Here is a 15,268-nt window from a genome sequence, read left to right as displayed (position 1 = left end):
CTTATTTCGCCGAAGGGACCGGTCGAGGTACTGGAACTGGGCCGTTAACTCCATTCTTGTATGCGGGGTCCATTGCGGCGAGATCGGTGCGGAAACTTACCGTGTTCGCGGTGGGAAAGGTGCCGGGGATCTTCTGTGTGACTTTGCCTGTGGCCGCCCACTCTGTGCCTCGCTGGAAGGTGGTTATGAAACCTACACAGCTGAGGGCAGCAACGTCATGGCCCAGGAGGGTGTGGAAGATGCGGCCTTTGCCATACTTGAGCACGAGCAGCATAGGCTCATCGTGTCCGGTGCCTTTATTTTCAGGGTCGGAATATGCAGTGGCGAGGACCGTCATATTCTGACCAGGCCCGCGCATCTTTGAGTAGAGTTCGTCGGCGTAGTGCATCCAGGAGGGGGGAAGGCCTTTCATGATGGGATGCTGAGGCTCGCGGGCGTCAACGCGGAATGGCATGCGCAGGCCGTGCGACCCCGCGTTGCCAGGAGAGGGGTCAGAGACCAGCTTTCCGTCCTGGAAGTACCACATCGGGCCGGCTTTTTCGGTTCGCTTACGCCATCCACCGATGCCGGCCATCTGGTTGAAGGCTGGCCAGTCGGGGAAAGAGTTGTCAGCCGCATGGACGATCACCAGGCCGCCTCCATTGCCGACAAATTGTTCGAACTGAGACTTTAGATCAGCAGGCCAGTCCGGCGAATCGAGGTTTGAGACGATGACCTGGTATTTGCTGAACTCGGGATGGAAGCCACTGAAGTCGCCAGATGGAGACTCTGGCGAGGTAGCCACCGTGACTTGAAACAGGCCTGTCTCCTCCAGCTCCTTTTTGAGAATGGGGGTGGTCAATTGCCACTGGTGATAAGCCCCCGCCGCCTGACCATCGATTAGGAGTACATGGATGGGAGTGGCGGCATAGCCAACAGAGAATGAGGACACGAGCGCGAACAAGATGAAGAGAGCAGATCGTTTCATAGGTTAGCGAACCTTCTGAAGCAGCGAAATATCTTGCGGGTAAGTCTATATAAATTTATTGCCGAACGATCATCTAACGTCCCCGGCTGTTTGGAGAGTATTCTTTTGTTGCGTGAAAAAAAGAATCAAGAACCGGGACTTGAGGAGAAAAGTATGAAGGTTGGCGTATTCACACCGTTGTTGTCGCAATTGCCTTTCGATGCGGTGTTGAAGAAATTGAGATCGTACGACATTAATGCAGTGGAATTGGGCACCGGTAATTATCCGGGAGGAGCGCATTGCAAACTCTCCATGCTCGAAAACGCTACTGAGCTGGCGGAGTTCCAGCGCAAGCTGAATGATCATGGCGTAACCATCAGTGCTCTGAGCTGCCACGGAAACCCGTTGCACCCTGACAAGGCACAGCGCGAAGCGATGCTGAAAGTGAGCCGCGAAACGATTCTGCTGGCCGAAAAGCTGGGAGTGAAGACGACGGTGGACTTCTCCGGTTGTCCCGGTGATTCGCCTACGGCAATCGCGCCAAACTGGGTGACTTGTCCGTGGCCACCTGAGTTCCTGAAGATTCTAGACTGGCAGTGGAACGAGGTGGTAGCGCCGTTCTGGATTGAGCACGCAAAATTTGCCGCTGATCATGGCGTTCGCATTGCCGTTGAGATGCACCCGGGCTTCGTAGTCTATAACCCAGAGACAATGCTAAAGCTGCGCGCTATTGCCGGGCAGAATGTGGGGTGCAATTACGACCCCAGCCACATGTTCTGGCAGCAGATAGACCCCATTGCAGCAATCCGTGTCTTGGGAGATGCGATCTTTCACGTTCATGCCAAGGATACTCAGATTTATTCGGCCAATCTCGTGAAGACAGGCGTTCTCGATACGAAAGCTTACACTGATGAGCGAAATCGGAGCTGGATCTTCCGCACGTGTGGGTATGGCCACGGCGCTGAGTGGTGGAAGGAGTTCGTCTCGACCCTTCGCATGTTCGGCTATGATGATGTGCTCTCGATCGAGCATGAGGACAGCTTGTTGTCGCCGGAAGAGGGCCTTACCAAGGCTGCACAGTTTCTAAAAGAGATTGTTATCAACGAGCAACCTGCCGCGGCGTGGTGGGTATAACAACCGAAGAGCGAACCTCTAAGGGAGAGCGAACGTGAGACGGCTGAAGACTGCGGTCATTGGAACAGGGTTTATGGGTCGGGTACACCTGGAAGCACTTCGCAGGGTGGAACATGTAGATGTTATTGCTGTGGTTGGACGGCGGATGGAATCCGCGAAGAAGCTTGCCGAACTTTATGATGTTCCAACGGCTCTTGATGATTACAGTGAGTTGCTGAAGAACACGGATCTGGACGCCGTTCATATTTGTACGCCGAATGCCTCGCATTACCCGATGGCAAAGGCGGCGATATTGGCAGGGAAGCACGTTCTTTGCGAGAAGCCGGTCGCGATCTCAACGAAGGAGGCAGAGGAGTTGTCGGCGCTTGCAGCCAGTGCAGAAGTACGAAACTGCGTCTGTCACAATTTGCGCTACTACCCTATGGTGCAGCAGATGCGTAGAATGCGGGAAGATGGCGATCTGGGACAAATTCTTGTTGCTCAGGGAAGCTATTCGCAAGACTGGATGTTGTATGACACGGACTGGAACTGGCGCGTAGACGAGGCTGCTTCCGGACGCTCCCGCGTGATGGCAGACATCGGTTCGCACTGGTTCGATATGGTGGAACACATTACGGGACTTCACGTAGAGTCGCTCTGCGCTGATCTGCAGATTTTTCATTCCACTCGTAAACGCCCCAAGCGCAGTGTAGAGAGTTTCACAGGAAAGCTTCCGACCGCCGAGGACGTCGATGAGGTGTCTGTTGCGACGGAGGACTTTGGAGCGGTGATCTTCCGTCTTGGTAAATCAGCGCGGGGCGCGATGACCGCAAGCCAAGTTTCGGCAGGTCGTAAAAACGGACTCAGTGTAGAAATCTACGGAACGAAAGCATCGGTCAGTTGGAATCAGGAGAGACCTGATGAACTCTGGATAGGTAATCGCAACATGCCGAACCAGATTATCGTCAAAGACCCTTCGCTTTTACTTCCTGCTGCGGGTGGATACGCGGACCTTCCCGGCGGACATAGCGAGGGGTACGACGATACGTTCAAGCAGCTGTTTAGAAGATTTTATGTGTCAATCTCGGATACCTCGTCCAGGGCGGAATATCCTCAGATGATAGATGGATTGCGCCAGATGCAGATTCTGGATGCTGAGCTTAGAAGCTCACAAAGTCGCACGTGGGTCAATCCAAGGTAAGTTCGCGTCGAGGCAGGCAGCTATTTACGTATGCTCAATTTTGGTAATTTCTCGCTAGTTGATGAGCGAACTAGAGGCTGCTATTTGCTAAAAATCGATGCATTCGATCTACGCACCTTTTGCTTATCTGGTTGTTTCAGCAGGGCCCAATGGGTAGTGGTTCAGGCTGTTCGGGGCGATATAGGACGGTCAGAGCCGCCCCGAATCTGCATGTAGGGCACGGGTCTACGTGCGGCTCCAAGACCGAGCAGGGTTTGAAAAGCGGCCATAGGTGTCTGACGGCGATTGTGACGGAAAACGAACTCATCCAGGGTAAACCTGGAGTTGCTCGCGACTCACGCCGTGATAGGTCCCGATCAACCACTGTTGCAGGTTCCCAATGGATCGATCGGCCAGTGGCACCACCGATTTCGAGCCTTTGCGAAGGTCGCCTTGCAGGGGCTGGGTACGCGGAACATGCCGGAATCCCACTTGTTCAAAACGGGTGAAGCTTTTGAGCCGTGTAGATGGTCGAGCCGGAAGCCACATTTTGTTGGACAAACGCATTTAGGGTAACGCTCTTGAAGTCCGGGATGACCGCCATTCGTACTCGTCCTGACGCTTTTCCCCGTTTCTCCACAGCTACGATGACCAAGGCCGCTTTCCGGCCTTTCAGTTGACGGCTTCCCCGCAGACCAGCTTGCGTGCCTCCAACCCAGGTCTCGTCAACCTCTACCTCGCCCCACAGCGGCTCGCGTTCCATGTTCACCATGGTATCGAACTTGCTCTCTCCCCTTTGAGAAGCCTCGTATCCAGAGTCAGCACCCTTCCGAGCTAGCTGCCTCCATCCGCGAAATCCTCCACCAAAATTGATTTGCGCCTGACCGCCCCAACGGTGTAGCGTTTTCCCATCGAGCAAGTCGATCACCGTGGAGAGGAGGCCGATGAATCTTCAAGCCGAAACAGTGGAGACGCTGAACGCGACATCCGTTGGCCGCATCATTCGTAGAGCGGCGCGGCCTGCGGTGCATCTTGTCCGCCGGATGCTGCATCCGGGAGTTCCGCCGCAACTGCAGTTAACCCGCCTGAACTGCAATGGCCAGCGCACCGCCATTCTGCATCGCCGCACCTTTGCTGACTATTCCGTGATTCGACAGTGCTTCGCAGATCGCCAGTACGATCTTCCTCGACACGCGCACTCTGCCATGATCGATAACCTCTATCAACAGATTCTGGCCTCAGGACGGCAGCCTCTTATCGTGGACTGCGGCTCCAATATCGGGGCGAGCGTTTTGTGGTTCGCTTCGCATTATCCGCGCGCGCATGTTCTTGCTGTAGAACCCGCGCCAGACAACTTCGAGCTTCTCCGGCAGAACTGCGCGCACCTGGATGCGGACCTGCGTCTCGCTGGCATCGCAGCCGAGGATGGCTTCGCCTGCCTCACTGATCCAGGGGAAGGAAGCCTTGCCTACCGCACAATACCCGCAGGACCCGAGAGCGGTCTCCCGACATTCAGCCTTCCAACCCTGCTGAAGTCAAAGTCACCGTTGACCTACACACCTTTTCTGCTGAAGCTGGACATCGAAGGCGCGGAGAAGACGCTGTTCGATGGCGACTGCTCGGCGATCGCGCACTTCCCCATCATCATCATGGAACCCCACGACTGGTTCCTTCCCGGCCAGGCGACGTCGCTCGGCTTCTTTCGCTTTCACGCGGCCGCCGGGCGCGAGCTTCTTATCCAGCACGAAAACATCATCTCCATCGACTGTGGCGCCGCCGCAGGTTTCACGTTTGATTCTCTTTTCCAGACTGTCGCGACGGCGATAAGACCGGCGACGCCAATCAACCAAGGCATATGCTCCGAAGGACATCAAAACTGACTTGCTGGCCCCGAGTGCCCACTATATCGGCGGAGGTAACCACTCTCTAGCTGGACAGTTATCCCGTTTGCTAGGAAAAATTCCTTTTCAACTACGACGCCGGAGTGGCGGCTGTCTCTGCCTTTAATTGCGTAGACTTTTTCACGACGCTGGCTTTCTTCACTGGAGCAGTTTTCCGATCGACCGCCTTCGCCGTCACCATTTTCTTAGCTGGTACTGGAGCAGCTTTGTGTGCAGCTTTTTTCGCGACTCTCTTGGATTTTGCCCAGCGAGCCTTTTGTGCTGCAGCGATCTTTGCACGGCCTTCCGCGCTCATGGTGCGTCGCTTAGTTTTCTTCGCAGATTCGACTGGATTGAAGCTAGTTGCCTTGTTGGGCGCGGCCACACCGACCGAGCGGCCTGGCTTTCGTTTCGTGGTAAGGTCGGTGCCCGTCAAGAGTGCCTTCACCCTCTGCAACTGCGCAATCTCAGCATCGATCGCGACAACGATATCGCTTGTGTTCATGAATCCTCCACTCTCGAGCATAGCGTATAAATCCGACCCAAGTGTCTCCGCAACTCATTTCCGACAGTGCGCTACTGCTGGGCTCAATGGTCCGTGCGGTGAAGAAGTCTATGTGGACGCAATCCTGAACGGGAAGAAAGTTGAGTCGTTCGGCGTCGTCGATAAGCACCAAACGCTCCTTATCGTACCCGGCGACTATCGGGCCATGCTCCCGAATAAGCCCCGTGCTAGCGGTAGCGAGGTTCTTTTCCAACACTATTATGTGCTTTTACCGGATAAGACCGCATGGCCTTGTGAGGTTACCGGCTTTTACTAATACACGGCAACCTCTGAGCGTATTGGTGGGTTCGGGGCATAAGAGACGGGCAAACCGGAAGTAATCCCGCAGTGCCTGCGAAGTCGCATTTTCGGCAAATGTTTCCAAAACCGCGTTTCGCGGGAAGTGGATGAGTGCAAGGTGAACAAAGTACTGTATTTCAGTCCTTGCCCAAGGGCGACGTCTCTGCTTTAGGATGGTTCGATGAAAAGTGGATGGTTGCTTTGGGCTCTTTGTCTATCAATGCAATGCAACTTTGGTTCGCTAATGGCCCAGTCTATGGCTCCAGCTCCGCCCGCGGCGGTACGCCCGGCCCGCCCGACGCCGCCTGCCCGTGATCCCCATACATCCGGTTATGTTACCGCCAAGGAATTACCCGACGCCACCGTTGCTCCGAAGGATGCCGACGGAAACTTTATTCTTGGCCCTACTCACATTCCAGCACCGGAGATGACACCGCAGGCAGGCGTGCCGCAGGGAACGGTATCTACCTTCACCATGCAATCGTCTGATAGTAAAATCTATCCTGGCATCGCACGAGAGGCCAATACGTTTGGCACGGCAGATCCCACTGATCCTGCCAAAATGGTGGTCACCACCAGCCATCCCGCTCCCTACACTCGCCGAGTGACGGTTTATGTTCCCAAACAATATGTCCCCGGAACGGCCGCGCCATTTATTGTGGGGGCTGACGGACCCGACCAGGCGTTATTCACGGTGTTGGATAATCTGATCGCCCAACATCGGGTGCCAGTGATAATCGCCATCTCCATCGGCAATGGCTCGGGCGACGCCCAAGGCAGCGAACGTGGCCTGGAATACGACACCATGTCAGGCCTGTACGCGGAGTTCGTCGAGAAGCAAGTGCTGCCCCTCGTAGAGGGGCAATACAACGTGAAATTGACCAAAGATCCCGAAGGCCGGGCGACGATGGGCGGCAGTTCAGGAGGCTCATGTGCGTTGATCATGGCCTGGTATCACACTGAGCTATACCACCGCGTGCTCACCTATTCGGGCACTTACGTGAATCAACAGTGGCCATCCAACCCCCAGACCCCCCATGGCGCATGGGAATTTCATGAACACCTCATCCCGAATAGTCCGCGCAAGCCACTGCGAATCTGGATGGAGGTGGGCGACAGAGACCATCTAAATTCGAATGCCTTGCGCGACAACATGCACGATTGGGTTGTCGCCAATGAGAACATGGCCAGAGTGCTAGCTGCCAAAGGCTATCATTACCAGTTTGTCTTCGCCCGTAACGCCGGGCACACGGATCGTGACGTGAAGCAACAAACCTTACCGGAGGCTCTGGAATATATCTGGCAGGGCTATCCGGTCGCAGGGACAAAGAATTGATTTGAGTACGGTCCATCTGTCCCAGTAATCGTCTATCGAGCTTTCCACGCTGCCACGAGATCAGCTTCGCAAGTTTTGCGATTGTTGGCGTCCAGTAAACGTCGAACTTGAGATACTTCGGCAGTATCCTTATTCCTGCAAAGTCTGGCGGTCTCAACCGGTCGATGCCACACCATCTGATATGAATCATTTTTCTAAAGGTGGTGTTTATGACACAAGGAAAACGGGACAGGCTTTCCGCGGAGCAGAGGACCGAGATGTGGCGCCGTTGGAAGTCGGGCGAGTCGTTGCATGAGATTGGGCGCGCCTTCGGCAAGACCATGGCTCCATTCAGTTCTTGTTGTCGCAGCGGGGCGGGATAGTTCCGGCCGCTCGTCGGCGCTCGCTGCGAACGCTGACGGTGGCCGAGCGGGAAGACATCTCACGAGGAATTGCTTCCGGTTCGTCGATTCGGGAGATAGCCAAAGGGTTGCAGCGGGCTGCGTCGACGGTGAGCCGGGAGGTGGCGGGTCACGGCGGGGGTCAACTCTATCGAGCCAATGAAGCCGATCCTCAGGCCTGGGAGTCGGCTCAGCGACCCAAGGCGTGCCTTCTTGCCATCCGCGGGAAGCTGCGGACGATCGTTGCCAGTAAACTGATCCTGGACTGGTCGCCGGAACAGATTTCGGGATGGTTGAAGATACGGTATCCCAAGAACGAGAGCATGCGCGTGTCCCACGAAACCATTTACCGCAGCTTATTCATCCAGGCACGAGGAGTGTTGAAGAAAGAAAGAGCTGATTCAGCACCTGCGGTCCAAGCGGTGTATCCGCTGCTCACGGCACTCTCGGGCTGGCGGACAGTCCCGAGGTCAGATCGTCGATGCCATCTCCATTCGGGAAAGACCTGCAGAAATTGAAGACCGCGCCATTCCCGGTCATTGGGAGGGCGATCTGCTCGGCGGCACCAGGAACAGTCACATCGCAACACTGGTGGAACGACATTCGCGTTTTACCATCCTGGTCAAAGTGCCCAGCAAAGACACAGCGACGGTCGTCGCCGCGCTGAGCCGGCAGGTTCGTAAGCTCCCCGTGTCCCTGCGGCGCTCGTTGACGTGGGACCGAGGGCTGGAGATGGCCAAACACAAGAGCTTCACGGTGGCCACGAATGTGAAAGTCTACTTCTGTGATCCGCAGAGCCCTTGGCAGCGCGGCACCAACGAAAACACGAACGGGCTGCTGCGACAGTACCTCCCTAAAAAAACCGCCTTGTCCGGCTATTCTCAATCCGATCTCGACAAAGTAGCGCTGCGCTTAAATCAACGCCCGCGAAAAACCTTGGGCTTTGAAACTCCTGCGAGTAAACTCCAAGCCGGTGTTGCATCGACCGGTTGAGACCGCCCTGGCTTGCGGCAAGTTCAAAGCCGTTCGGCTCTTCGGGCGGCCCAAGTTGCCGCCATCCCGTTTTTAGTGCTCGACTTCTCGCTCTCAAAACGCCGAGATAGGATGACCACACTCGGAGACAGACAGTCTATATATGGAAGGGTTGTATACGAAGGGAGAAAGTGTTCAGTTGGATGCGGTGGGCAATTAAACATTCCCACACCAAAGATAAACAGGATAACAATACGCATGTTATTGGAAGAAACCTAGGGTCGGGGGTTACGGATATGCCATCTACTCACTATTTTGAGGAGCTGTATGGTGTCACGGAAGAACGAGCTCTTAACTTCTGGGCCTCACATCTCGACGAAGCGATAGGAAGTAAGCAGTGGTCCCAGATTCGCGACTCTACGGGTGTCTACCTCGCAAGCGTGCTTGGTCATTTTTGCCTGCAGTCGGTAGATCGGATGGAAATCCTTTCTCCGGATTACAGCCCGAACGATCTGGAATTCCGGCAGTTCGCGGATCTGACCCAGATCGCTGAACTCATGATGCGGCAGCTCACTAGCGCCATGAACCCTCTCTGGATGGAGTCAGCCGGTGCGCACATTCTTCTCTACGCCGGATTCTTTCAAAACCAAAACAAGGGCCGGCACAACATTGAGTTCTATTCAGCCATGGGCAGAGAATGCTATCTGATGGCGGCAGTGGGAAAGAGGGCAAGGGTGATGAAACTGATGGCAACAGACTTTAATCAATACCTCTTCTATTTGGCCAACCTCCATCGACATCTGCGGGAAAGCAGATATCTGATAAGGACGGAGAACTAGATTTACTTCTGACGCGTGTGGCAGGGCTACCCGATTCGGTATCCGGCATCTTCGAAGCGCCTGAAAAATTCTATAAGAGGAGTCAACAAAAAACACTTCACCTTCGGCCGGATTTTGTGGATTTCCAGCCCCGCTTGTTATCGAGCAGGATTTGTTCCCGCTTTCCGGCAGTTTCGGGGGCGGTGCGGACACAGAATGCGAAGTTTCCGATAATCCCGTTTTTTGCGAGCTTGCTTATGATCGCAAGAGCTACCTGTCTCTGGGCAGCCGGACAAGTGGCCCGACCGCGCGGCACCTTGCGTTGCAAAAACAGAGCAGCGCACCAACGGTTCAAGAGTTCAAGAGGGGATGTGGATTTCTATCCCCTCGAGGTCAGCGTTAGTTACCCGGATGTTTGTGGCAGCAAACTTCCGAAGCACGCTCGTGCGGCCGTCTGGCTCTGGCGGCGCAAACTCCCAGACCTCGACGGCGTAATCGCCTGACTGCACCTGATGTTCAAAGGTTCCGTCTTGCCCCACCTTAGGTCCGCCACCTCCGCCGATGCCCATTGTTCGCGAGAACATCACATTGATTAGGCGAGGCCCTGTTGGCAGTTTGCCTGTTGCTTTGCCCCGAACCGTATACCAGACTGGACGGGGAATCTGTAGTTGCAAACCCGAGATCGTCTGGCCGAGTTCAACATCGAAGCCCGTCGCGTCCGAGATGTCCTGAGCGTCGGGATACAGAAAATCGAAGATGCGCTGTTGCATGGCGAGGTGACGCGGTTCGGTTGGGACAGCGTCTGCTGGCTTACGAAGAATGCCGGCGAAGCGCAGAAAGTATCGAGCTGGAGGGAGGGGCGGTGAGCAGAAGGTGCCGTCGTCGGAGACTTCGTGGTCACCCGAGTCGCTGATGTATTCTGACTCGCCCCTTCTTTCACCGGCTCGGATCAAGGTGAACCAGCAGCGCTCAGGCGGCTGTTGCCTATCGTCGAGGATCCTCCCGGACAGGAACCCCCCAGGTCTGAGGGCGATGTGCAGGAACGGCATGAGTTGACCCTGAGCAAGAGTCAGACGTTCGTACCGAGGAACATAGTTCTTATCGTAGAAGGCTAAGGAGTATTCACCCTCGGGGGCACTGTTGCATTAACTCGAAACTAGGCGATCAGCATACAAGGCTCTGTGGTATTAACTTTTTTGGCTACAACCTGTAGCGGTCAGACCGCGACTAGCCACACCACTCCTTGTATGCTGATCGCCTAGTTTCGAGTTAATGCACCAGAGCCCTGGCGCTCACCCTCGTTTTGAACAAAATCGTTGCGAAGTGGGCTGACGTCAATGCACACGACCCAATCGTTCTTCTCGTGGGTGTCCTGGTGCTTGGTCTTCTGGCAGGTACCGCATGTGCAATTCCGGCGCGGCGTGCATCTCGCGTCAATCCAATAACAGCATTGCGTTGTGATTGAGGATTTCACTATCCCAGCGACTAGCTTTCGCACATAATGTCGTGACGAACTCTAATGCTATTAGAGTGACCCAGGCTCGAAAGTCGAGCCCTCGCCTTACCTCCAAATCATCACTTTGGTCCTCTCCGCCCCCTGCCTTCCTTGACAGATTAGGAGAGCCCGCGCTACTCTCCTAATCAATTTAGAGACACAATGAAGGCACAAGCGCAACTTCTCCCAGGCACTCTTGATCTCCTCATTCTAAGAGCGGCTTCTCTGGGGCCGCTGATGGCTATGGAGTTCTATTGCGCCGCTCCTTGGAGGGAGGGCGCTGTCGCTTCGCAATGGTCGTGACGCGTTAGAAAGTCAGCTTTAGACCAGCCTGCATCACCCGCGGTTTGATGGGACCGGTGGCCGTGATACGGCCGTAGGTGCCACTCGATGGATTGTTGTCAGGGAGGTTGAAGTTGGCGTGATTGAAGGCGTTGAATAGCTCCCAGCGGAACTGTACTTTGTAGTGTTCATGTGCGGTCCAGTTCTTCATCAATGCCGCATCGCTGTAGTTTATTCCGGGACCCTTCAGAAGATTTCGTCCCGTGTTGCCGAAGGTGCCGGGAGCATTCTGCCGGAAGGCCGCAGTCGTGAAGTATTGATTCAACCACTGCTCCTTGTTTCCCTGGTGCGTCTGCACAACCGCACCGGGTACCAGGTCAGCACGATCTCCATAAACCAGGGAGCCTGAGTTATTGTTGCCGTTGCCTCCGCTGATACTGAACGGCTGGCCTGATTGCAGCGTATAGATCGCACTGACCTCCCACTCGCCAAGCACGCCGCGCACAAGCCCGCTATGTCCGTTGAGCGCAGGCGTCGTGTAGACCGCATTCGTCACTGAGACAAACGGATAGTTGATGTCGGAGATGCCGCGATTGAAGCGGAGATCGTACGGATTGCCGAGACCATTGCCGGTGAACGAAGCGTTGCCTGTTGCGGCGATGTCGAGGTTCTTGGACCAGGTAAAACTCGATTGCGCCTGGAAGTTATGCGAAAAGCGCTTCTCAAACTGCGCCTGCAATGAATGGTAGCTGCTTGTGCCGTTGCTGTTGATTGTCAGGATCTGTCCAAAGTCGTTGAGCGCGCGCACACCGCGCACACCCGCGGCAATCTGGCCTGGGTTGGCATCGATAATGAGTGTTTGATGATACGACTGGCTTCCGACGTAAGCCAGGTGCATCACCAGGTCATTGCTGAACTGCTGCTCGACTGACATATTCCAGCTCTGCGTCATGCCAAGTTTGAAGCCCGGACGGAACGCTGCCGGTACCGTAGTCTGTGCGCCGAAGTTGAAGTTCGCCGGTGGCTTTACCTGCTCATAGGCAAACGGCGGAAACGGACTGCTGTTATTCGTCGAACCGAAGTTCGACCACGGGTTAGAAAAGTCGATTGGGTTCGTGGCACTGCCGTTCAGTGTGTAGGTCGGGCTGAATGGGCTCACGTCGGCCACGTGATTGTAGGCCGAGTAAGGCAACGGTGCTGTGAATAGTCCAAAGCCCGCGCGGAGCGCCGTCTTCGGCGATGCCTGGTAGGCGACAGCGATACGTGGCTCCCAGTAGCCATAGGTGTTCGTGGCCAGGCTGTCGGGAACACCGCGGTCGCCCGGGAATACCAGACCCCTCGGCGCGCCCGGGAACGTTGTGCTCTGTTGGCCCGGGTTGTAAACCGCGCCGCGCCCATCTTTCGATGCAGGAGCAAGGTTCGGATCCCAACGAATTCCCAGCGTCAACGTTAGGTTGGGACGCACCTTCCACTGATCCTGCCCATAGGCACCCAGCAAAATTCCTGTTACATCGGCGATCTCTCCCGCACCTTGCGTGAATGTCCCGACGCGTCCCAGCAGGAAGTCCGCAAGGCCAAATCCGGTCGAGTAGCCATTGAAGCCGATGATTGGAGCCGCCGGATAGTAAGTCTGCTCGCGAGCGCGCTGGTGCCACAAATCCGCACCAACCGAGATCGTGTGGTTCCCTTTGATCTTCGTCAGGTAGTCGGAGAAGCCCCACGAGCGCCGCATCTCGCCCGTGTACTCCGAGTACGGCGTGCTGAATCCGCCATTCGCGTTCAGACCCTCGGAGTAGCACGTGCCCGCCGGATCGGCGACGGTAATGTACTTCGAGAGACAGAATGCACCTCCGGCAGAGTCAAGCTGGATACCGGCGTTGTAGACATGCATCTGATTCCAGAACAGCGAGAGAGCATTTACGGTCGTCGGATTGATCGTCCAGGTGTGGTTCAGCACCTCGTTGAAGAACTTGCCCTGCTTGCCGGGAGTGATTGCCAGGATATTGCCCGGCGTCGCCGACTCCTTACGGTTGTAGTACTGGATGAAGCTGCGCAGCGTCAGGCGGTGCTTGTCGTTGGGCGCATAGTCCAGTCGGCCCGTGCCTTCGTCATACCTCTCTACGGATGCAGGCGCGGTGTAGTAGACCAGGCCGCTCGTCGGGTCCTGCCCCAACGGAAGCGCCGTGCGTGCAATGCGCACCGCCGCCGGATTGAACAGCGCTGGATCGATGCGGTTGTTCACGAATCCTCCGGTAAGCGTCTTCGGGTATGCCGAGAAGTCTCCATTCAGCATCGCTGCCGTCGGTGTATTCGTGCTGTTGCTCGTAGCCGTGGTCGACTGTCGCGTCCCCTGGTAGTTGCCAAAGAAGAAGAGACGGTTCTTCTTGATTGGGCCGCCCAAAAAGCCGCCGAACTGGTTGCGTTTCAGCGGATCGACTTTCTTAGAGAAATAATCAGCGGAGTTCAGCGCACTGTTACGTAGAAACTCGAAGACACCGCCGTGGAATGCGTTCGATCCGCCCTTCGTGTCGATGCTGACTACCGCGCCTGGTGAGAAGCCGTAGTGTGCATCGAAATTGTTCGAGATCACGCGAAACTCGCCTGTGGCGTCGGCATTCGGCGAAGGCGCCGAGAGCGACATATACGTGTCCATGTTCGGTACCCCGTCCAGCAGGTACAGCGTGCTGCCTTGGCGGCCGCCTCCTGCCGAGGCCCCCGTCTCATTGGGGAAGGTCGTTTCGCCCTGCAATGTACCCGCGCCTGTGTTCAGCACGTTCACCGTTCCCGGCGACAACAGCACCAGGCTGGAGGGATCGCGACCGTTCAACGGCAGCTCGCGGATTGCATGCTCGGCAACGGTATTACTCACCTCGGCATTGGTCGTGTTGATCAACGCTGCGCCTGCTTCAACGTTAATCGTCTCCGTCTCGCTTCCCACCCGCAGCGCAATGTCGATCGAAGCCTGCTGGCTGACCGTCAGCACAATACCCGACTGCTGGAACTTCTGGAAGCCCTTCATATCCGCTGCAAGCGAATAGTGTCCGGGAGGGACAGTGGGAAATCGGTAGAGACCTGAGGTGTTGGTCTCAGCCGCCAGAGTGAGGTTGGTCTCGACATTGGTCAGCGTGACGTGGGCTCCCGGCACAGCTGCCCCAGAGGGGTCGGCGACGGTACCGCTAAGAACGGCATTGCCTCCCTGGGCAAATGCGGTCGGAATGAAAACGCTTAGAGCAAGAACGCACAAGGAAAGCGTAATCAGCTTTTGAATCTTCATCAATTGGGCCTCAAAAAATAGCGCTTGTTCGGTGTCGATCCCGTGAGCTGATCGCTCCTCTCTCCGACAACAGGTTCGGAAACAAGACAGTCCCTGGTTGGCTTCTTGATAGCTCGCTATCGGCAGAGCCTCCGGCGACAGCAACCAGAATAGGCAAGATGAACCTGTCTGTCGAATCCTCTAAATCAAGCAGCAAATAGAGATAAAGGCTATTTTCGAGATGACCTAGACGCTGTTTTTTTTGCGCTCGCGTTATCGCCGCACTAGAGCCTTCCTGGGTCCCGTCAGAAAACGGACAATAGAGCACGCTAAGGCTTACGTTGAGGCGGAATAAGCCCTACCGTCACGCAAACATCCCGCTTGCCCAATGCACTGGAGGGCCCTTTTCATGGGCAACTTCTGGATTGCCCGTAAACCGGGAGCAACCCGGAAGCGGGCGAGCCTTTGTACGGGGACGACCACACGTCCGGGTGGATTTCCGACCAGCCCGGGGCGGCAAGACTCAGAAGTGACTTCCCGTAAATGCAGCCTCTTCATCGATCGTAGAGCGGCATATCTTTAACTTTCGTCCTTAAGGCGTCCGGCAATACGCTGCTCGATTGACCGCAGTACGTTCTGAGTATCTTGAAACGTGGTGTGTGGATCGTTGTTATAGTCCACCAGGAGGTGATGGTATTTTTCTCCAATCGGGCTCCACATCTTCAATTACAAGTTCGATATTCCGCGCGTCGTCGTCCCAGTCGCAAGA

General features: G+C 55.7%; 9 protein-coding genes and 2 pseudogenes. 6 read left to right on the top strand and 5 right to left on the bottom strand.

What is annotated here, in order from left to right; all coding sequences use genetic code 11:
• Window position 1: 1 nt before the first annotated feature.
• A complete protein-coding gene (locus BDD14_RS06425; RefSeq protein ID WP_130418080.1) occupies window positions 2-967 on the bottom strand; it encodes a ThuA domain-containing protein in 966 nt (321 codons plus the stop codon).
• 153 nt (window positions 968-1,120) lie between these two features.
• On the opposite strand from BDD14_RS06425, the gene BDD14_RS06420 reads away from it, so the two are divergent.
• Window positions 1,121-2,080, top strand: coding sequence for a sugar phosphate isomerase/epimerase family protein (locus BDD14_RS06420; RefSeq protein ID WP_130418079.1), 960 nt, complete (start codon window positions 1,121-1,123; stop codon window positions 2,078-2,080).
• A 34-nt stretch (window positions 2,081-2,114) separates the two neighbouring features.
• Complete coding sequence (locus BDD14_RS06415) at window positions 2,115-3,260, top strand: Gfo/Idh/MocA family protein (RefSeq protein ID WP_130418078.1); 1,146 nt, start codon at window positions 2,115-2,117, stop codon at window positions 3,258-3,260.
• A gap of 161 nt (window positions 3,261-3,421) precedes the next feature.
• Here the strand turns inward: BDD14_RS06415 and BDD14_RS06410 are convergent.
• Window positions 3,422-4,023 (bottom strand): annotated as a pseudogene (locus tag BDD14_RS06410) (IS1595 family transposase); the annotation flags it as partial.
• 160 nt (window positions 4,024-4,183) lie between these two features.
• Between BDD14_RS06410 and BDD14_RS06405 the strand changes: the two are divergent.
• Window positions 4,184-5,119: an FkbM family methyltransferase gene (locus BDD14_RS06405; RefSeq protein WP_130418077.1), complete on the top strand. Its 936-nt coding sequence runs from the start codon at window positions 4,184-4,186 to the stop codon at window positions 5,117-5,119.
• Between the two features lie 91 nt (window positions 5,120-5,210).
• On the opposite strand, the gene BDD14_RS32360 is transcribed toward BDD14_RS06405, so the two are convergent.
• A complete protein-coding gene (locus BDD14_RS32360) occupies window positions 5,211-5,624 on the bottom strand; it encodes a hypothetical protein (protein ID WP_207231693.1) in 414 nt (137 codons plus the stop codon).
• Window positions 5,625-6,144: 520 nt separating this feature from the next.
• On the opposite strand from BDD14_RS32360, the gene BDD14_RS06395 reads away from it, so the two are divergent.
• The 3 genes and pseudogenes from BDD14_RS06395 to BDD14_RS06385 all read left to right on the top strand — a co-directional run bounded on the left by BDD14_RS06395 (window position 6,145) and on the right by BDD14_RS06385 (window position 9,490).
• Window positions 6,145-7,299: an alpha/beta hydrolase gene (locus BDD14_RS06395; protein WP_242617776.1), complete on the top strand. Its 1,155-nt coding sequence runs from the start codon at window positions 6,145-6,147 to the stop codon at window positions 7,297-7,299.
• A gap of 209 nt (window positions 7,300-7,508) precedes the next feature.
• Window positions 7,509-8,672: pseudogene (locus tag BDD14_RS06390) on the top strand (IS30 family transposase).
• A 170-nt stretch (window positions 8,673-8,842) separates the two neighbouring features.
• The gene (locus BDD14_RS06385; protein ID WP_130418076.1) at window positions 8,843-9,490 is read left to right on the top strand and encodes a hypothetical protein; all 648 of its coding nucleotides are present in this window, start codon (window positions 8,843-8,845) and stop codon (window positions 9,488-9,490) included.
• 338 nt (window positions 9,491-9,828) lie between these two features.
• Here the strand turns inward: BDD14_RS06385 and BDD14_RS06380 are convergent, their stop codons facing one another.
• Together BDD14_RS06380 and BDD14_RS06370 are read right to left on the bottom strand one after the other, a co-directional pair.
• Window positions 9,829-10,518 (bottom strand): hypothetical protein, encoded by a 690-nt coding sequence (locus BDD14_RS06380; RefSeq protein ID WP_130418075.1) that lies wholly within the window; start codon window positions 10,516-10,518, stop codon window positions 9,829-9,831.
• 753 nt (window positions 10,519-11,271) lie between these two features.
• Window positions 11,272-14,520: a TonB-dependent receptor gene (locus BDD14_RS06370; RefSeq protein ID WP_130418074.1), complete on the bottom strand. Its 3,249-nt coding sequence runs from the start codon at window positions 14,518-14,520 to the stop codon at window positions 11,272-11,274.
• Window positions 14,521-15,268: the final 748 nt, after the last annotated feature.

It is taken from the genome of Edaphobacter modestus, assembly GCF_004217555.1.
Classification (GTDB): domain Bacteria; phylum Acidobacteriota; class Terriglobia; order Terriglobales; family Acidobacteriaceae; genus Edaphobacter; species Edaphobacter modestus.
The sequence above is the reverse complement of the archived record's forward strand: the minus strand, read 5'-3'. Positions and strand labels throughout refer to the sequence as shown.